Source organism: Ancylobacter sp. TS-1, assembly GCF_009223885.1.
In the GTDB taxonomy this organism is placed as follows: domain Bacteria; phylum Pseudomonadota; class Alphaproteobacteria; order Rhizobiales; family Xanthobacteraceae; genus Ancylobacter.
This window is the reverse complement of record NZ_CP045144.1, coordinates 2,351,889-2,369,728: the sequence shown is the minus strand read 5'-3', so window position 1 is coordinate 2,369,728 and position 17,840 is coordinate 2,351,889. Positions and strand designations below refer to the sequence as shown.

Annotated in this window: 17 protein-coding genes; 10 read left to right on the top strand and 7 right to left on the bottom strand. The window is 68.4% G+C overall.

Annotated elements, in window-relative coordinates:
- Positions 1-16: 16 nt before the first annotated feature.
- Positions 17-553, bottom strand: coding sequence for a gamma-glutamylcyclotransferase (locus GBB76_RS11140; protein ID WP_152303366.1), 537 nt, complete (start codon positions 551-553; stop codon positions 17-19).
- Positions 554-811: 258 nt separating this feature from the next.
- Between GBB76_RS11140 and GBB76_RS11135 the strand changes: the two genes are divergently transcribed.
- Positions 812-1,927, top strand: coding sequence for a DUF2125 domain-containing protein (locus GBB76_RS11135; protein WP_152303365.1), 1,116 nt, complete (start codon positions 812-814; stop codon positions 1,925-1,927).
- 52 nt (positions 1,928-1,979) lie between these two features.
- Here GBB76_RS11135 and edd read toward each other — a convergent pair whose 3' ends face one another.
- The 3 genes from edd to zwf all read right to left on the bottom strand — a co-directional run bounded on the left by edd (position 1,980) and on the right by zwf (position 6,273).
- On the bottom strand, positions 1,980-3,818 hold the full coding sequence (gene edd, locus GBB76_RS11130) for a phosphogluconate dehydratase (protein WP_152303364.1): 1,839 nt from the start codon (positions 3,816-3,818) through the stop codon (positions 1,980-1,982).
- A gap of 89 nt (positions 3,819-3,907) precedes the next feature.
- A complete protein-coding gene (gene pgl / locus GBB76_RS11125) occupies positions 3,908-4,600 on the bottom strand; it encodes a 6-phosphogluconolactonase (RefSeq protein ID WP_152304842.1) in 693 nt (230 codons plus the stop codon).
- 197 nt (positions 4,601-4,797) lie between these two features.
- On the bottom strand, positions 4,798-6,273 hold the full coding sequence (zwf, locus tag GBB76_RS11120) for a glucose-6-phosphate dehydrogenase (protein WP_152303363.1): 1,476 nt from the start codon (positions 6,271-6,273) through the stop codon (positions 4,798-4,800).
- 769 nt (positions 6,274-7,042) lie between these two features.
- On the opposite strand from zwf, the gene GBB76_RS11115 reads away from it, so the two are divergent.
- The 6 genes from GBB76_RS11115 to GBB76_RS11090 all read left to right on the top strand — a co-directional run bounded on the left by GBB76_RS11115 (position 7,043) and on the right by GBB76_RS11090 (position 13,070).
- Positions 7,043-8,053: a tripartite tricarboxylate transporter substrate binding protein gene (locus tag GBB76_RS11115; protein ID WP_152303362.1), complete on the top strand. Its 1,011-nt coding sequence runs from the start codon at positions 7,043-7,045 to the stop codon at positions 8,051-8,053.
- A 233-nt stretch (positions 8,054-8,286) separates the two neighbouring features.
- The gene (locus GBB76_RS11110; RefSeq protein WP_152303361.1) at positions 8,287-8,787 is read left to right on the top strand and encodes a tripartite tricarboxylate transporter TctB family protein; all 501 of its coding nucleotides are present in this window, start codon (positions 8,287-8,289) and stop codon (positions 8,785-8,787) included.
- Positions 8,788-8,834: 47 nt separating this feature from the next.
- Positions 8,835-10,349 carry a tripartite tricarboxylate transporter permease gene (locus GBB76_RS11105; protein ID WP_152304841.1) on the top strand — a complete coding sequence of 505 codons (1,515 nt, stop codon included), beginning with the start codon at positions 8,835-8,837 and terminating at the stop codon, positions 10,347-10,349.
- Between the two features lie 329 nt (positions 10,350-10,678).
- Positions 10,679-11,404: a GntR family transcriptional regulator gene (locus GBB76_RS11100; RefSeq protein WP_152303360.1), complete on the top strand. Its 726-nt coding sequence runs from the start codon at positions 10,679-10,681 to the stop codon at positions 11,402-11,404.
- Positions 11,405-11,713: 309 nt separating this feature from the next.
- Positions 11,714-12,175, top strand: a complete 462-nt coding sequence (locus tag GBB76_RS11095; protein WP_152303359.1) for a TerB family tellurite resistance protein — start codon at positions 11,714-11,716, stop codon at positions 12,173-12,175.
- Positions 12,176-12,323: 148 nt separating this feature from the next.
- Positions 12,324-13,070: a glutamine amidotransferase gene (locus tag GBB76_RS11090; protein ID WP_152303358.1), complete on the top strand. Its 747-nt coding sequence runs from the start codon at positions 12,324-12,326 to the stop codon at positions 13,068-13,070.
- Between the two features lie 143 nt (positions 13,071-13,213).
- Here the strand turns inward: GBB76_RS11090 and GBB76_RS11085 are convergent, their stop codons facing one another.
- The 3 genes from GBB76_RS11085 to GBB76_RS11075 form a co-directional block, all read right to left on the bottom strand.
- Positions 13,214-13,678 carry a MucR family transcriptional regulator gene (locus GBB76_RS11085; RefSeq protein WP_152303357.1) on the bottom strand — a complete coding sequence of 155 codons (465 nt, stop codon included), beginning with the start codon at positions 13,676-13,678 and terminating at the stop codon, positions 13,214-13,216.
- Positions 13,679-14,095: 417 nt separating this feature from the next.
- Positions 14,096-14,740: a TenA family protein gene (locus GBB76_RS11080; RefSeq protein ID WP_152303356.1), complete on the bottom strand. Its 645-nt coding sequence runs from the start codon at positions 14,738-14,740 to the stop codon at positions 14,096-14,098.
- 66 nt (positions 14,741-14,806) lie between these two features.
- Entirely contained in the window at positions 14,807-15,595 is a 789-nt protein-coding gene (locus GBB76_RS11075) for an SDR family oxidoreductase (protein WP_152303355.1), read from the bottom strand.
- Between the two features lie 186 nt (positions 15,596-15,781).
- Between GBB76_RS11075 and GBB76_RS11070 the strand changes: the two genes are divergently transcribed.
- The 3 genes from GBB76_RS11070 (at position 15,782) to pucL (ending at position 17,803) form a co-directional block, all read left to right on the top strand.
- On the top strand, positions 15,782-16,270 hold the full coding sequence (locus GBB76_RS11070) for an HPP family protein (protein WP_152303354.1): 489 nt from the start codon (positions 15,782-15,784) through the stop codon (positions 16,268-16,270).
- Positions 16,270-16,839: a TetR/AcrR family transcriptional regulator gene (locus tag GBB76_RS11065; RefSeq protein WP_152303353.1), complete on the top strand. Its 570-nt coding sequence runs from the start codon at positions 16,270-16,272 to the stop codon at positions 16,837-16,839. The genes GBB76_RS11070 and GBB76_RS11065 overlap by 1 nt, the downstream gene beginning before the upstream one ends.
- 124 nt (positions 16,840-16,963) lie before the next feature.
- A complete protein-coding gene (pucL, locus tag GBB76_RS11060; protein ID WP_152303352.1) occupies positions 16,964-17,803 on the top strand; it encodes a factor-independent urate hydroxylase in 840 nt (279 codons plus the stop codon).
- Positions 17,804-17,840: the final 37 nt, after the last annotated feature.

Below are 17,840 nucleotides of genomic sequence, written 5' to 3'. Positions count from 1 at the left end.
CGCGAGGGCGTCGCCGTCACAGCCGGGCGACGAGCCAGTCCAGTTCCTCGTCGCGCAGGCCGATCTCCTCGAGCTGCCGGGCGGTGGCGAGCACATAGTCGGCGTTCGGGCCGCCGACGCCATGGCCCTGCCGGACGATGTGCAGGCGCTCCTCGCGCGAGAGCGGGCCGGCATATTGGGTGTGGCCGCGATCCACCAGATAGACCACGGCCGCCACCGCCCGCCCGCTGCCGTCCTTCAGCCAGACCCGGCGCGTCGCCTCGTGATAGATGTTGGTGACCTGCTCGCGCTCGCGCAGATAGGCGAGCGTGTCGTCGGCCCGCGCTGCGGCGACGCGGAAGGCGATCCCGACGCAGGAGCCGCCACGGTCCAGCCCCAGCACCAGCCCCGGCCGTTCCGGCGTGCCGCGCCAGTGCACCGAGCGCACACACAGCGAACGGTGGGCGCCGATCAGCCGGCCGGGCACGCGTTCCTCGAAATCGAAGCCCGGCTTCCACATCAGGGAGCCATAGGCGAACACCCAGAGATCGGTGGCGGTCGTGGCGGACGTCATGGCGGGGCCTGAATCAGCGCGCGGCGGGAGACCTTTTCAAGCCATTGCCCGTGGCGCCATCATGGCGCAAGGGGACGTGAACGTGGACATGAGAGCGGACGTGAATGCGCGCGCGCCCCGATCCGCGCCATGTCGTCCTTTGCGCGGAGCTTTTCGCCGGGATTTGCAGGCCCCGGCGGGACGGTTAGGTTGGCCTGCCTTAAGCCTGCCGCATGGACATCCGAGCGTGCGCCGGCCTCGACCACCCGGAGTAACCGCATGAGCCCTCACGATCCCCAGACCCCGCCGGCCGCCGCCGGTGCCCCGCCTGCGCGGCGTCGGCCCTGGCTGATCGCGGTGCCGACGGTGCTGATCGTGCTGGCCGGGCTCGGCTGGTCGGCGGCGTGGTTCTACGCCTCCGGCCGCGCGTCCGCCGAGATCGACGCCTGGATCGCGCGCGAGGCCACCGAGGGGCGCAACTGGGCCTGCGCCAGCCGGGAACTGGGGGGCTTTCCCTTCCGCTTCGAACTGGTCTGCGCCGACCCGACCGTGACCTTTGCCGGCCCCGGCGGCTGGACGGCGAAGATGGCGCGCGCCCATGCGGTGGCGCAGGTCTGGAACCCCAACCACATCATCGCCGAGTTCGAGGGCCCGTCGACGCTGGTCGAAACGGCGACCGGCCGCGAGGTGAGGGCGAACTGGTCGCTGCTGCAGGTGAGCGGCGTCGGCAATGAGGGGCGGGCCGAGCGGGTCTCGATCTCGGCCAACGACTACTCGCTGGCCGAGGGCGGCACCACGGTGTTCGCCGCCCGCCACGCCGAACTGCATGTGCGCCATCATCCCGGCCAGGCCGTGGGCACGCTCGACATCGCCTTCGGCTTCAAGGGCGCGACGGGCATGATGCTTGCCGTCCCCCCCGTGACACCCGCATCGGCCGCGGCAATTCCGGCGACGCCGGCACCGGCCGTGCCGCCGAGCACTGTCGACGGCGAGGTGGAGGCGACGGTGACCGGCGTGCCGCCGTTCCGCGCCATGCCGGCGGCGCAGCGGCTGGCGCTGTGGCAGCAGGCCGGCGGGCGGGTGGATCTTCAGGTCGCCAAGGTCACGGGCGGGGGCGGCGCGCTCACCGCTTCCGGCGATCTCGGCCTCGACCTGCTGCGCCGTCCGGACGGCCGGCTCAACCTGTCGCTGGTCAAGGCGCAGCCGCTGTTCGCGGCGCTGGTGGCGGCCGGGCTGATGCCGGACTTCATCGCCGGCCTCGCGCCCGCCCTGCTGGTGGCGGGCCTGCCGACGACCGTCGACGGCCAGAAGGCGAGCAGCTTCCCCTTCGTGTTCCGCGACGGGCGCGTGGCGCTCGGCGTGCTGCCGCTCGGCAAAATCGGCCCGCTGTTCTGAGCGGATCCCGGATCATCGCCGCACGGCGTGCGGCTCGTCCGGGAAACGGCCTTCAGACCGCGAAGATGCTCGCCCCCGTGTCCGCCGTGCCGACAGCGGCGCGGAAGGAGGCGAACAGTTCGCGCCCGACCCCGACATGGGAGGACGCCAGATTGGCCGGCGCGGGCGCGCGCTCAGCCCAGGCTTCCGCGTCGACCAGCACGTCGAGCGTGCCCGCCACCGCGTCGAGCCGGATCATGTCGCCATTGCGGATCAGCGCGATGGCGCCGCCATCCGCCGCCTCGGGCGTCACGTGGATCGCCGCCGGCACCTTGCCGGAGGCGCCGGACAGGCGCCCGTCGGTGACGAGGGCGACCTTGTTGCCGCGATCCTGCAACACGCCGAGCGGCGGCATCAGCTTGTGCAGTTCCGGCATGCCGTTGGCCTTCGGCCCCTGAAAGCGCACCACGGCGATGAAATCGCCTTTGAGGTCGCCGGCCTTGAAGGCGGCCTGAAGCTCCTCCTGGCTGTGGAACACGCGGGCCGGCGCCTCGATGATGTGGCGTTCCGGCGCGATGGCCGAGGTCTTGATGACGGCGCGGCCGAGCGGGCCGGCGAGCAGCTTGAGCCCGCCGGTGGACTGGAACGGGGCGGTCGCCCCGCGCAGCACGGCCTCGTCGCCGCTGGCAGCGGTTCCCTCGCGCCAGTCGAGCCCGCCATCCTCGCGCAGCACCGGCTCCTGCGTGTAGGCGTCGAGCCCCTTGCCCCACACGGTCTCGACATCGCGGTGCAGCTTGCCGTCGGCGAGGAGCTCGCGGATGACGAAGCCCATGCCGCCGGCGGCGTGGAAATGGTTCACATCGGCCTTGCCGTTGGGATAGACGCGGCAGAGCAGGGGGGTGATGTCGGCGAGGTCGGAGAAGTCGTCCCAGGTCAGCCTGATGCCCGCCGCCGCCGCCATGGCGACGATGTGCAGCGTGTGGTTGGTCGAGCCGCCGGTGGCGTGCAGGCCGACCACGCCGTTCACGAACGCCTTCTCGTCCAGCATGCGGCCGACCGGCACGTAGTCGTTGCCGAGCGCAGTCATGGACATGGCGCGCTCGGCGGCGGCGGTGGTCAAAGCCTCGCGTAGCGGCGTGTTGGGGTTGACGAAGGAGGCGCCGGGCAGATGCAGGCCCATGATCTCCATCATCATCTGGTTGGTGTTGGCGGTGCCGTAGAAAGTGCAGGTGCCCGGCCCGTGATAGGACTGGCTTTCGGCTTCGAGCAGCGCGTCGCGGCCGACCTTTCCCTCGGCGAAGAGCTGGCGGATCTTCGCCTTCTCGTCGTTCGGCAGGCCCGAGGTCATCGGCCCGGCGGGGATGAACACCGCCGGCAAATGGCCGAAGGAGAGCGCGCCGATGACGAGGCCGGGCACGATCTTGTCGCAGATGCCCAGGAAGACGGCCGCGTCGAAGGTCTGGTGCGAGAGGGCGACGGCGGTGGCCAGCGCGATCACGTCGCGCGAGAACAGCGACAGTTCCATGCCGGCCTCGCCCTGGGTGACGCCGTCGCACATGGCCGGCACGCCGCCGGCGACCTGCGCCACGCCGCCGGCCCGGCGCGCGGCGGCGCGGATCAGTTCCGGGTAGCCTTCATAGGGCTGGTGGGCGGAAAGCATGTCGTTATAGGCGGTGACGATGGCCAGATTCGCCCCCGGCCCCTCGCGCAGCATCGCCTTGTCGGAGGGGCCGCAGGCGGCGAAGCCGTGCGCCTGGTTGGCGCAGCCGAGCTTCGCCCGGCCTGGGCCGCGCTCGGCGGCGGCGGCGATGCGCTCCAGATAGCGCGCGCGGGTGTCGTGGGAGCGCCGCGCGATGCGCTCCGTGACCTCGCCGATGCGGGCGTTCACGCTGGACGGGATGGCGTCGGCCATGCGGCTCTCCTCAGGTCGTCAGCGGCCGGCGATTCCGGCCGCTCATTGGTGGCGGCGCCGGAAGCCCGGCGCCGGAAAGGCGGGGCCCGTCAGGGCGCCCAGAAAATGTCGAGCGGGCGCGGCGCCCGCAGCACGGCGCGGATCGGCATGTCGGTGGCCGGACCCTCGCCGAGCGCCTGCTCCAGCACCGGGCGCTTGGCCTCGCCCTCGATGTGGAGCGCCAGCGCGTCGGCGGCCAGCAGCACCGGCAGGGTCAGGGTGATGCGCGGCTCGCCGGCATTGGGCGCGCGCATCGGGATCAGGCCGAGCGCGGCGTCCGGGTCGATCGCCTCTTCCAGATGGTCGCCATCGGGGAAAAAGGAGGCGGTGTGGCCGTCGTCGCCCATGCCGAGGATGGCCACCGCGAGCGGCCAGGACAGGTCTTCCAGCGCCTCGTTGACGGCGAACAGCCCGTCCTCGGGGGTCGGCGCGTCATTGGCCAGCGGCACGAATTTCGCGCCGGCCGCCCGGTTGATCAGCAGATGCTGGCGCACGAGGCGCGCATTGGAGCGGTCCGAGGTCTCGCGCACCCAGCGCTCGTCGACCAGCGTCACCGCGATCTTGTTCCAGGGCAGGTCGCGGGTGGAAAGCTCCTCGAAGAAGCGGGTGGGCGTGCGCCCGCCGGAGACGGCAAGGCTCGCCATGCCGTCGCGCGCGACGCGGGCCGTCAGCGCGGCGCCGACATGATCCGCCAGCGCCCGGGCCAGAGCGGTCCCGTCGCTGAATTCGTGAAATCCCGGCACGCTCACGCTTTCCTCTCCACTCGCTGATGCCGGCCCGTTGTCGGGACGGCTTGCCTGCGGCCGGCACTCCCCTGCCGGCCGCTGCCGAGTATAGGACCATGGCCTCGGCCGCCGCGATCCCTTCGCGAGGACCGCGCCGGCTTGTGATCGCGGGCTCCCTCCCGCGACCGGCGCCGTCTTCCAACCATAGGCGCCGGTCAGGCGCCGTCTTCCAGCCACGTGCGGCCGTCGCGCTCGATGAGGGCGATGGATGCCGAGGGACCCCAGGTGCCGGCGGTGTAGGGACGCGGCGGCTCCTTGGCGCCGCGCCAGGCGGCGAGGATCGGGTCGACCCAGCGCCACGCCGCCTCGACCTCGTCGCGGCGCATGAACAGGGTCTGGTTGCCGCGCACCACATCGAGGATGAGGCGCTCATAGGCGTCCGGGTTGCGGACCTTGAACGCCTTGGCGAAGCTCATGTCGAGCGGCACATGGGTGAGGCGAATGCCGCCCGGGCCGGGGTCCTTGATCATCAGCCAAAGCTTCACGCCCTCGTCCGGCTGAAGGCGGATGACGAGCCGGTTCGATTCGATGGGGCCGGCATTGGCATCGAACACCGAATGCGGCACCGGCTTGAAGCCGACCACGATCTCCGAGACGCGCGAGGCGAGGCGCTTGCCGGTGCGCAGATAGAAGGGCACGCCGGCCCAGCGCCAGTTCTCCACCTCCGCCTTCACGGCGACGAAGGTTTCGGTGCTGCTGGTGGCCGAGCCGAGTTCCTCCAGATAGCCGGGCACCGCGCCGCCGGCCGAGGCGCCGGCGCGGTACTGGCCGCGCACGGTGAGAGCGGCAACGTTGTGGTCGTCGACAGGCTTGAGGGCGCGCAGAACCTTGAGCTTCTCGTCGCGCACCGAATCGGCGTCGAGCGAGGAGGGCGGCTCCATGGCGACGAGGCAGAGAAGCTGGAGGATGTGGTTCTGCACCATGTCGCGCATGGCGCCGGCGGTGTCGTAATAGCCCGCGCGCTCCTCGACGCCGAGCGCCTCGGCCACGGTGATCTGCACGTGGTCGATATGGGCGTTGTTCCACAGCGGCTCGAACAGGGCGTTGGCGAAGCGCAGCGCCATCAGGTTCTGCACCGTCTCCTTCCCGAGATAATGGTCGATGCGGTAGACCCGGTCTTCCGGGAAGATGCGGCCGACCTGCTCGTTCAGCGCGAGGGCCGATTTGAGGTCCTTGCCGATCGGCTTCTCGATGACGACGCGCCCCTTCGCCGCCAGGCCGAACTTGCCGAGCCGCTCGCAGATCGGGCCGAACAGATGCGGCGCGGTGGCGAGATAGTAGACGGGGATGTGCTCAGGCTGGCTCTCGACGCGCGCGGCAAGCTCGGCCCAGCCGGGATCGCCATCGGCATCTGCGGTGACATAGGTGAGGCGCGAGAGGAAGCGCTGCACCTCGGGCCCCTGAAGCTCGGAAGCGGGGATGTGGTCGTTGAGCGCCTGATGGGCGAAGCCGCGGAACTCGTCGTCGCTCAGGTGCCGGCGCGAGACGCCGATGATCGAGGCGTCGTCCGGGATCTGGCCGTCCAGGTCGCGATGGAAGAGGGCGGGAATCAGCTTGCGCCGGGACAGGTCGCCCGTTGCGCCGAAGACCGTGAGGGTGAAGGGAGCCACCGGGATCACGCGACTTGTCATTAAGCAGTGTCTCCTCGACTCGGGGCAGATGCGCCCGCTGCCGGTGCGCCCTGCCTACTCTATCGGCCCACATGGGGCTGGATTGCGGACGCGACGCCCGTTCGCCCGTTGTCCTAGCAAAAACGATTCCGCGCCGCGATATCACCGGGCAATGCCCGAACACGGCACTGTGGGAGGTGTCTGCGACGGCGCGATGATGAACCCCCCGCCCGCCTCCGCCCGGCCGCATTCGGGGCACCGGACCGCTTCTGAAAATGTGCTGCAATGCAGCAATATGGCGAGAAAGTGGAGAGTGTCGGGGTAAAATCGGGCAATTGCGGCCCCGCCAAGTATTCGCCCGAGGACCGTCGGCGACGGCGGTCTCCTCGGCGCAGCCCGCAGGAACGCTGGGTCAGTCCGCCGACGAGAGGGCGGAACCCGCATGGAGGCTTGAACGAAAAGGCTTTCTCATCAACGGTTTGCGTAATAAGGTATTCGCCCGCACATTATGGATTATTAGGTATACCAAGAATGGTATGCCAAATACATAATAATATAAATACGTAATACCAGTTTACATTGCGCCGCAACATTGAACTTTAGAATTATCTCTTGGAATCAGGTTCATCTTGGTACAAGTTATTCCACAGAATATCCGGCGGAGAGACACAACAAAGTCGCCGGTTATCGAGGTCGCGCATCGCCCCTCCGGGCGGCAAGCACGGCCCAACCAAAGAGCCGACAGCCAAAAGTCGGCCGTTCGCCAAACCCTTTGGGAAGGAAACGCCAAATGAAACATCTGCATGCTCTCGGCCTCGGTGCCGTGACCGCTCTTGGCATGTCCGCGCTGTCCATGCTGCCCGCCGCGGCGGCGTGGGAGCCCACCAAGCCGGTGGAGTTCATCGTGCCCGCCGGTACCGGCGGTGGCGCCGACCAGATGGCCCGCACGCTTCAGGGCATCATTGCCAAGCACGACCTGATGTCGACCCAGCTCGTCGTCATCAACAAGTCCGGCGGCGCCGGCGGCGAGGGCTTCCTCGACGTGAAGAGCGCCAAGGGCAATCCGCACAAGATCGTCATCACGCTCTCCAACCTGTTCACCACCCCGCTGGCGACCGGCATTCCCTTCAACTGGAAGGATCTGACCCCGGTCGCGATGCTCGCCCTCGACGAATTCGTCCTGTGGGTGAACGCGCAGGAGCCCTACAAGACGGCTCAGGAATATGAAGCCGCGATCAAGGCGGCTCCGGACAACACCTTCAAGATGGGCGGCACTGGCTCCAAGCAGGAAGACCAGATCATCACCGTCGCCATCCAGAAGGCGCTCGGCAAGAAGCTGACCTACATCCCGTACAAGGGCGGCGGCGAGGTTGCGGTGCAGCTGGTCGGCGGTCACATCAACTCGTCGGTCAACAACCCGATCGAGGCCGTCTCCCAGTGGCGCGGCGACAAGCTGCGTCCGCTCTGCGTGTTCGACTCCAAGCCGCTGCCCTACACCGACAAGATCCTCGGCGATCTGTCCTGGTCCTCGGTTCCGACCTGCAAGTCGGCTGGCCTCGACGTCGAATACCTCATGCTGCGTGGCATCTTCATGCCCCCGGGCGTGAGCCAGGAGCAGGTCGACTACTTCGTCAACCTGTTCAAGAAGGTCCGCGAGACCGCCGAGTGGAAGCAGCTCATGAAGGATGGTGCCTTCAACCAGACCTTCATGGCCGGCGACGAGTTCAAGGCGTGGGTCGAGCAGTCCGAGACGATCCACAAGGGCCTGATGCAGGAAGCCGGCTTCATTGCCGGCAACTGATGCGCCTTTGATGGCGTAGCCCCGAGCACGGCCGGCCCTGTGGCCGGCCGCGCGATCCTCGACCGGATCGCGGTACGCGTGGCGCAAGGCGGTGAGCGGAGACGCTCCCCGCCGGGCCGCCCTCCGGGCGAGACATAACGAACAACAAACAACCAGCGGGCTGGCGCCAATGTGCCGTCGACGGGTTCTTGTCCCGCCGGCCCGGTTTTTGCGCGGATTTTCGGAGACATCTGATGGAACAGTCTCACCACGGAGCCGAGACGGGACCGAAGCAACGTACCATCGAGGTCGGTACGGCGCTGCTGACCCTGGTATTCGGCCTCATCGTCCTCTACGGCAGCATTATCGTCGGCTTCGGGTGGGGCTCGGACGGCCCGCAGGCTGGCTTCTTCCCCTTCTATGTCGGCCTCATCATCTGCGTCTGCAGCATCATCAATCTGGTGCAGGGCGCGCGCGAGGATCCGGAGCCGCTCTTCGCCGAGTACGGCCAGCTTCGCCAGGTGCTGAAGGTTCTGATTCCGGCCTGCATCTATGTGGCGCTGGTCCCCTTCCTCGGCATCTATCTTCCTTCCGTTGCGCTCATCCTCATCTTCATGATCTGGCTGGGCCATTACGGCTGGCCGCTGTCGCTGGCCGTCGCCCTCGGCGTACCGGCCTTCTTCTACATCACGCTTGAGCGCTGGTTCCTGATTCCGCTCCCGAAGGGGCCGATCGAGGCCATGCTCGGACTCTGATCAGGCACAGACAAGAAGGCCTCCCAAGGGGATAAGCGCCCATGAATATGATTGCTGAGAATTTCACCTTTCTCTACCACGGGTTCGGCATCGCCTCCGACCCGTTCAACATCCTGCTGATGGCCATCGGCATTCTGCTCGGTGTCATCATCGGCGTGCTGCCGGGCCTCGGCGGCGCCAACGGCGTCGCCATCCTGCTGCCGCTCACCTTCTCGATGTCGCCGACCTCGGCGATCATCCTGTTGACCTGCATCTACTGGGGCGCCCTGTTCGGCGGCGCCATCACCTCGGTGCTGTTCAACATTCCGGGTGAGCCGTGGTCGGTGGCCACGACCTTCGACGGTCATCCCATGGCGCGGTCGGGACGCGCGGGCGAAGCCCTGACGGCGGCGTTCACCTCGTCCTTCGTCGGTGCCTTCTTCGCGATCGTCATGATCACGCTGATCGCGCCGCTGGTGGCACAGTTCGCGCTCCAGTTCGGCCCGGCCGAGAAATTCGCGGTGTACTTCCTCGCCTTTGCCTCCTTCGTGGGCATGAGCAAGGAGCCGCCGGCCAAGACCATCGTCTCCATGATGATCGGCTTCGCGCTCGCCGCGGTCGGCCTCGACATGGTGACCGGCCAGCTGCGCCTGACCTTCGGCATCACCGAACTGCTCAACGGCTTCGACTTCCTCATCGCGGTCATCGGTCTCTTCGGCATCGGCGAGATCCTGCTCACGATGGAAGAAGGCCTGGAGTTCCGCGGCAAGGCGGCGAAGATCGACCCGAAGGTGGTGTGGAAAACCTGGAAGACGCTGCCCAAGTACTGGGTGACGTCCCTGCGCTCCTGCATCATCGGCTGCTGGATGGGCATCACGCCCGCCGGTGCGACGCCGGCCTCCTTCATGGCCTATGGCATCGCCAAGCGCATGTCGAAGAACGGCAAGAACTTCGGCAATGGCGAGATCGAGGGCGTCGTCGCCCCCGAGACCGCCGCTCACGCTGCCGGTACGGCCGCCATGCTGCCGATGCTGGCGCTGGGTGTCCCCGGTTCGCCGACCGCCGCGGTTCTGCTCGGCGGCCTGCTGATCTGGGGTCTGCAGCCCGGTCCGATGCTGTTCGTCGAGCAGGCCGAATTCGTGTGGGGCCTCATCGCCTCCATGTATCTCGGCAACATCGTCGGCCTCATCCTCGTGCTGACCACGGTGCCGCTGTTCGCCTCGATCCTGCGTATCCCCTTCTCGATCATCGCTCCGGTGATCCTGGTGATCTGCGCGATCGGTGCCTACACGGTGAACAACAACGTGTTCGACGTGATCATGATGATGGTGTTCGGCGTCCTCGGCTATCTGCTGAAGAAGACGAACTACCCGCTCGCGCCGCTGGTTCTGGCGATCGTTCTCGGCGACAGTGCCGAGGAAGCCTTCCGCCAGGCCCTGCTCTCCTCGGGCGGCGCCATCTCGGTGTTCTGGTCGAACGGTCTCGTGTCCTCGATCATGGGCCTCGGCGTCGTCGCCGGCATCTGGCCGCTGATCGGCCTGCTCTTCGGCAAGCTGCGCGGTAACTCCGCCCAGCCGGCCTGAGGCAGAAAGACGAACGCCCGCCGCGCGCCGGTCGCGCGGCGGGCTCTGCCATGAGGGGGATGACGGTCCGTCACTCCTCTCCGGCGCCCAGGCGAAGGGCGGGGCCAATCGCCCTTCCGCCGAATCCCTCGTCCCCGGAGAGGGAGATCGGGCAATCAGCGGCCGCGGGGAACCGCCGGACGAGCCACGCCAGAGAAGGTGGCAGACGTGCGGTTCGCGAGCCGGTGTTTCGGGGGACGGGAGGCAACGCCAATGACTTACGCCGATAACAGGCTTCATTCCCGATGCCGCGGGCCGGTGCCCGCAGCCGGGCGCGGGACGGAAGCATCATGATGAGCGTCGAGAGCACCATCCGCCGCGTGAACGGGGGAGCCGCGAAGCTCTCCGTCGCTCCGCTCGAGGACACCTCCACCTTCAAGAATCGCGCCTATGCCGCGCTGAAGGAGGTCATCGTCTCGCTCAACATCTACGACCAGAGCAACGAAGTCCGGCTCGACGAACGCCAGCTCGCCCAGAGCCTCGGCGTCAGTCGCACGCCGGTGCGCGAGGCGATGGCGCAGCTGGAGCGCGAAGGCTTCGTCCATTCGGTGCCGCGCCGCGGCATCTATGTGGTGCGCAAGACCAAGCGCGAAGTCATCGAGATGATCCAGGTATGGGCGGCGCTGGAGAGCCTCGCCGCACGCCTGATCACGCTGCACGCCAGCGATGACGAGATCGGCCGCCTTCGCCGGATGTTCGCCTCCTTCGACGACGGCGCGCCGCATGCCAAGCTCGACGAATATTCCGAGATCAACATCCAGTTCCACCAGACCATCATCGCGATGGGCGGCAACGGAATCCTCGTCAATCTGGCGGAGAACCTGTTCACCCACATGCGCATGATCCGCCGCAAGACGATCGGCGAGGAGGACCGGGCGGACCGCTCGATCCAGGACCATCTCGCCATCATCCAGGCGCTGGAGGCGCGCGACACTGCCGCCGCCGAGGCGCTGGTGCGCAACCATGCGCTGGGCCTTGCCGACCACGTGTCGCGCTACGCCGACTATCTGGAGTGAGGGGCGGCCGGCGGGCCACAGGCCCGTCCGGCGCGCACCGACACTGTCCCCAACCTCTTCCCGGCGGGTTCCTCGACCCCGTCGGGTTCTTTTTTGGCGCCGGGCCGGACCCGGACGGGCCGCCCGGCGCCCGTCGCCCCGCCACGCACGTGGGTGTGGCGCCGCTGCACCGCGCCGTCGCGCTGTATCGCGCGCGAGAGGTCGGCCGTTGCGCGCCCCGGGCGATTACGTTACGCACGATCCAGGGCCGGACGCCGGGCCCCTATTCACATTCAGCCGTTCCGCCACGCCGCAGGGGAGCCCGTCGGCATGCTGCGCTCGTTGACCGATTTCATCGCCGAGATCGCTGGCGGCGGACGCGATACCGTCGCCTTCGCCGAGAACGACTACCGGCTGGCCGCCGCGGCGCTGCTGGTGCATGTCGTGACCATTGACGGGGTGATCGGTGCCGACGAGATGGGCAGGCTGCGGGCGATCCTGGGCGCGCAGTTCAGCCTGACCGACGCCGAATCCGAGCGGCTGCTGCAGGCGGCGATCGCCCGCGACGCCGAGGCGGTCGACCTCTACGCCTTCACCAGCGTGCTGAACCGCGCCATGGACGAGGACGGCCGCAAGCGCGTCGTCGAAATGATGTTCGAGGTCGCCTATGCCGATGGCGGCCTGACCGAATTCGAGGACAATCTGGTCTGGCGCGCGGCTGAGCTGCTCAATGTCAGCTCGCGCGAGCGGGTGCAGATCCGCAAGCGGGTGCGCGACGACGCCGAAGACTGAGGGCCCGCTGCTAGGCCGCTGCGGCGGACGGCGCGACGCGATGCGGCCTTCTTGCGGTATCGGCGCGGACGTGGCGTCATCCTTGCTTGCCGTCAACCTGATCGCTGAGTCGCTTTTTCCTCCTTCCCGGCACCTGTCCCGCTCCGAAATGGCTTCCGCTGCTGCATCGCTTCCCGTGCTGATCGTGCTCCACCAGGAGCATTCCTCCCCCGGCCGGATCGGCCGGCTGCTGGTCGAGCGCGGCTATGGGCTGGACATAAGGCGCCCCTGCATGGGGGACGCGCTGCCCGCGACCCTGGCCGGCCATGCCGGCGCCATCGTCTTCGGCGGGCCGCAGAGCGCCAATGACTGCCATGACTATGTGCGCGCCGAGATCGAGTGGATCGGCGTGCCGCTGAGCGAGCGCAAGCCCTATCTCGGCATCTGCCTCGGCGCCCAGATGCTGGCGCGCCATCTCGGCGCGCGCGTGGCCCCGCATCCCGAGGGGCTGGTGGAGATCGGCTATTACCCGGTGCGGGCGACCGCCGCCGGCTCGGCGCTGCTGGCGGCCGAGGCCGGCACGCCCGGCCCCGCCTGGCCGGGCCATGTCTATCACTGGCACCGCGAGGGCTTCGAGCTTGCCGCCGGCGCCGACCTGCTGGCCGAGGGGCCGACCTTCCCGAACCAGGCCTTCCGCTACGGGCCGGCCGCCTATGGCATCCAGTTCCACCCGGAAGTGACGTTCCGCATGATGTATCGCTGGACCGCGCGGGCCGGCGACCGGCTTGGCCAGCCCGGCGCACGTCCGCGGCCGGCGCATTTCTACGGCCGGCTCCAGCATGACCGCCGCATCCGGCTCTGGCTCGACGCCTTTCTCGATCACTGGCTGTCGAGCGGCGCGCTGCCGGCGGGCTAGGCGCCGCCCCGATCTGGCGGCGTGCCGTCCGGCACGGCCGATCATGAAAAAAGCCGCGCGGCACAGGCCGGCGCGGCTTTTTCTTTAGATCCGTCAGGCGGGCGTCCGGCGCAGCCGGGGAGCCGCAGGTCGCCCGGCCTGTCTCAGACCACCTTCTTGGCGCGGCCGCGACCCTTGGCCGGCACCGGCGCCACAGGCTTCTTGCGCTGCTGGCCGAGGCCCATCTTCTTGGCAAGGTTGGAGCGCGCCTCGGCATAGCTCGGGGCGACCATCGGGTAATCGTTGGGCAGGCCCCACTTGGCCCGGTATTCCTCGGGCGTCAGGTTGTACTTGGTGCGCAGATGGCGCTTGAGCGACTTGAACTTCAGCCCGTCCTCAAGGCAGATGATGAATTCCGGCGTGACCGACTTCTTGACCGGGACGGCGGGCTTCAGCACTTCCTCGACCACGGCGGGAGCCGGGGTGGAAAGGCGAAGCAGCGCGCCGTGAACCTTGGCGATCAGATCGGGAAGCTCGGTGGCGGGAACCGAATTGTTGCCCACGAAGGCGGCGACGACATCAGCAGTGAGGCCGAGATAGTCGACCGACGAAGCGTCCTGTTCCGACATTTATTTCTCCATTGAAAGCCTCGAGGGATTTATCACCGGCGGGGAAAAGGTCAACAAGAAATCCCAAGCAGTGCGTGTTGAGAGTAACTGATTTTCGTGGAACTGCACGTGTTCTGTTGTCGTTTTTCTGGTGCACGGTATGTCTTCCACCCCTGCGACACGGCGCTTTCGCTCACGTGAGGGAAGTGGAGCCGATGCATTGCTCGCATACGGCGCGCGCGCTGTGACGGCGCCACCGGCGCAAAGGAAAACCGCGAGGAAAAACCCATGCCGACGCCGGCGCGGTTGCGCGCGGGATCGACGGGAAAGCATAGTTCGGAAATAGAAATAACGAGTCGCGCCGACACAATCTTGTGAAACGGCGCCGTTTCCTGCCCGTGGCGGGAAAAAATCCACCACGGCGGAAGGTTCCGCAACTCAGGCGTAGATGTGATCGAAGAAGGCGCGCTCGAGCGTCACCGCGCGCGAGAAGAAGGCGGCGGCGGTGGCGCGGCTTTCGGGATCGACGGCGGCGCCGACGCGGTCGAGTTCCCCGCGCAGCCAGGTCACGAAGGCGCGGAAGCCGTCATTATTGTGCAGCGTGATCCATTCGGCGTGCACGAAGTCCGGCGGCAGCGCCGCGCCCGGGCGGTCGGCCCAGGAGAGATAGATCCATTCGGCGACGGTGAGCACGGCGAGGCAGGCGGCATAGTCGCGGCTGGCGGCGGCGTCGCGCATCAGCGCCTGGAAGCCGATCGTCGGCGCGGTGAGCACGGGGTGCGCGCGCTCGGCCTGCGGCACGCCGAGCGCGTCGAAGGAGCGCTGGAAATAGGTGTTCTCGTCCGAAGTGATCATCGCCGCGAACTGGGCGAAGCGGATGCGCGATTCGAATCGGTCGGCGGTGGCGATGGCCATGCCGAGGAGCGCGACGAAGCCGTCGATGAACTGGTAGTCCTGCGTCAGATAGCGGCGCATCACCTCCGGCGGCACCGCGCCGGCGAAGATCTCCTCGACGAAGCGGTGGCCGGTGGCGGCCTCCCACTCCTGCGCGTTGCGCGCGCGCATTTCCTCGCTGAAGCTCATCGCTTTCCTCCCGCCAGACATTCGCCGGTTCTAGGGCGGCGCGGCGCGGGCGTCGAGAGCGGCGCGCTACATCCGCACCGTCTGCCCGCCATCCACCGTCAGCACATGGCCGTTGACGAAGGAGGCCTCGTCCGAGGCAAGGAAGACGGCCGCCGCGCCGATCTCGTGCGGGCGGCCCCAGCGCCCGACCGGCACGCGGATGTCGACGAAGGCGGAGAACTGCGCGTCCCGCACCAGCCCCTCATTGGTCTCGGTGGCGAACATGCCGGGGGCGATGGCGTTGCTGGTGATGCCCTCGCGCGCATAATCGACCGCGAGGGCGCGCATCAGCCCGGTCAGGCCGGCCTTGGCGGCGGTGTAGACGGGGTCGTTGCGATTGGCGACATGGCCGGCAATGGAGGTGACGGTGATCAGCCGCCCGTGCCGGTGCGCTACCATGTGCCCGGCCGCCGCGCGCGCCAGCATCATCGGCGCCACCAGATCGGTGGCGAGCAGGCGGGCCGCCTCCTCGGCGGTGAAGTCCTGCAGCGGGCGGCGGTCGCGGGCGCCGACATTGTTGACCAGAATGTCGAGCCGGCGCTCGTCGCGGGCAAGGGCGGCGATGGCCGCCGTCCCGGCCTCGCTGTCGGCGACGTCGAAGGCCATGGCGCGGACCGGGCGGCCGCCGGCCTGCGCGATTGCCGCCGCCGCGGCGTCGAGCCGCTCGCGATTGCGCCCGTTGATCGCCACCGTGGCGCCGGCCAGCGCCAGTGCCTTCGCCATCTCGAAGCCCAGCCCGCGCCCGGCGCCGGTGACGAGGGCGACCCGCCCGTCGAGGCGGAACGGGCTGCGAGGGGGCAGGGGAGCGTCTGGCATGGGAGTGTCGGCGAGGGGCGCGTCTGTCACGGGAGCCTCTGTCATGGGCGGTCTCGGGCTTCGATCCGGCGGCGAATCGCCGGAACTTTCGCGCGTCGCGCCGCGCCGTGCCACCCGCTTCCGACGCTGGACAGGTCGGCAACCGTTGTGTACTGATTGGTACAGTCACGACCGATTGGTACAAAGATGCGCCATTATATTCATCGCCACCAGCCTCCCCACAAGCCGCATACCGCGCTGCTCGCCGGCATCGGCGCCATGATCGCCATCGGCGTCACCGGCGCGATCAGTTTTCACGCGGGCGCCCCGCTGCTCATCGCCCCCTTCGGCGCCAGCAGCGTGCTGCTGTTCTCGGTGCCGAACAGCCCGCTGTCGCAGCCGGCCAATGTGGTCGGCGGCCACCTTCTGGCGACGGCGGTCGCCGTGGCGCTGCACATGGTGCTGCCGGGCACCTGGTGGGCGGCGGCCATCGCGGTCGGGGTGGCGATTTCCCTGATGGCGCTGCTGCGCGTCACCCATCCCCCGGCGGGGGCCGACCCGCTGCTGGTCTTCGCCTCCGATCCGGGCTGGAGCTTCGTGCTGATGCCGGTCGGCGTCGGCGCGGTGGCGCTGGTGGTCATCGCCGCTCTGTTCCACCGCTTCACCGGCACGACCTATCCGCTCCGGGCGCCCTGATGGCGCGACAGGTCGCCGAGCGCGCCGATGTGGTGCCCGTGCTGGCGGAACTGTTTCGCGAGCACGGCTATGAGGGCACCAGCCTTGCCCTCATCGGCGCCCGCACCGGGCTTGGAAAGGGCAGCCTCTATCATTTCTTCCCGGGCGGTAAGGAGGAGATGGCGGCGGCGGTGCTGGCCGATATCGACGGCTGGTTCGAGCGCGAGATCTACGCGCCGCTGCGCGGCGGCGAGGACCGCGAGGGCGCCCGTGCGAGCGTCGACGCGATGTTCGCCAATGTCGACGCCTATTTCCGTTCCGGCCGGCGCAGCTGCCTGATCGGTGCCTTCGCGCTCGGCCACACGCGCGGGCGGTTCGCGGTGCTGATCGACGACTATTTCTGGCGCTGGCAGATGGCGCTTGCCGGGGCGCTCGCCCGCGCCGGGCACCCGGCCCCGACGACCGATCTCGCCGAGGAGGTGCTGATCGGCATTCAGGGCGCCATCGTGCTCGCCCAGGCGCGCGACGACGAGGAGGTGTTCCGCCGCGAAATCGCCCGCCTGCGCCGGCGCTGCGAGGCGCCGGGCTGAGCCGCCCGCATCGCGCTTCCGAAGCGGCTATCGCCCGTGCCACAGTGGCCGACGGCGTACCGGCCGGCTGGCATCGGTTTCGCATGCCGGGCAATGGTACCGACGGTGACAGGGAGACGTGGTCATGCCGCTCATTCGCAACAGCTATGGCAAGGGCCGCGTGCGCATCATGCGGGTGAAGCGCGACAGCGCCCGCCACGAGGTGCGCGAACTCTCCGTGCAGGTGATGCTGACCGGCGATTTCGAGGCCGCCTATACCGAGGGCGACAACACGAAGGTGATCGCCACCGACTCGATCAAGAACATCGTCAACATCGTCGCCCGCGACAATGTGGGGGCTGAGAACGAGGACTTTGCCGGCCTGCTGGCGACCTATTTCCTCGACCGCTACGCCCATGTCGACGCCGTGGAGGTCACCGCGACCGAGATGAAGTGGAGCCGGATCGCGATCGAGGGCGCCGGGCACGACCATTCCTTCGCGCTCGACGGCAACGGAAAGCCCGTGGTCAGCCTTTCCGCCACGCGCGAGGGGCGGCGCCTCGCCTCCGGCATCTCCGGCTTCACCTTCCTCAAGACCACGCAGTCGGGCTGGGAGGATTACTGGTTCGACGAGGCGACGACGCTGAAGCCGACCGCCGACCGGCTGTTCGCGACCGCGATGGACGCCTCCTGGGTGTGGTCGGGCGCGCCCGCCTCCTATGCGGCGGCGAATGCGGCGGTGCTGGAAGAGGCGCTGAAAGTGTTCGCCACCACCTACAGCCCCGGTGTCCAGAACACGCTCTACCTGATGGGCGAGGCGGTGCTGGCGGCGGTGCCGCAGATCGCCGAGATCACCGTCGCCTGCCCGAACAAGCACTATCTGCCGATCGACCTGTCGCCCTTCGGGCGCGGCTTCGACGGGCAGGTCTTCACCCCGACCGACGAGCCTCACGGACAGATCGAATGCACGATCGCGCGCGGATGACGTGCTCGCCGACCCACCCGCCCCGACCCGGCCCCGC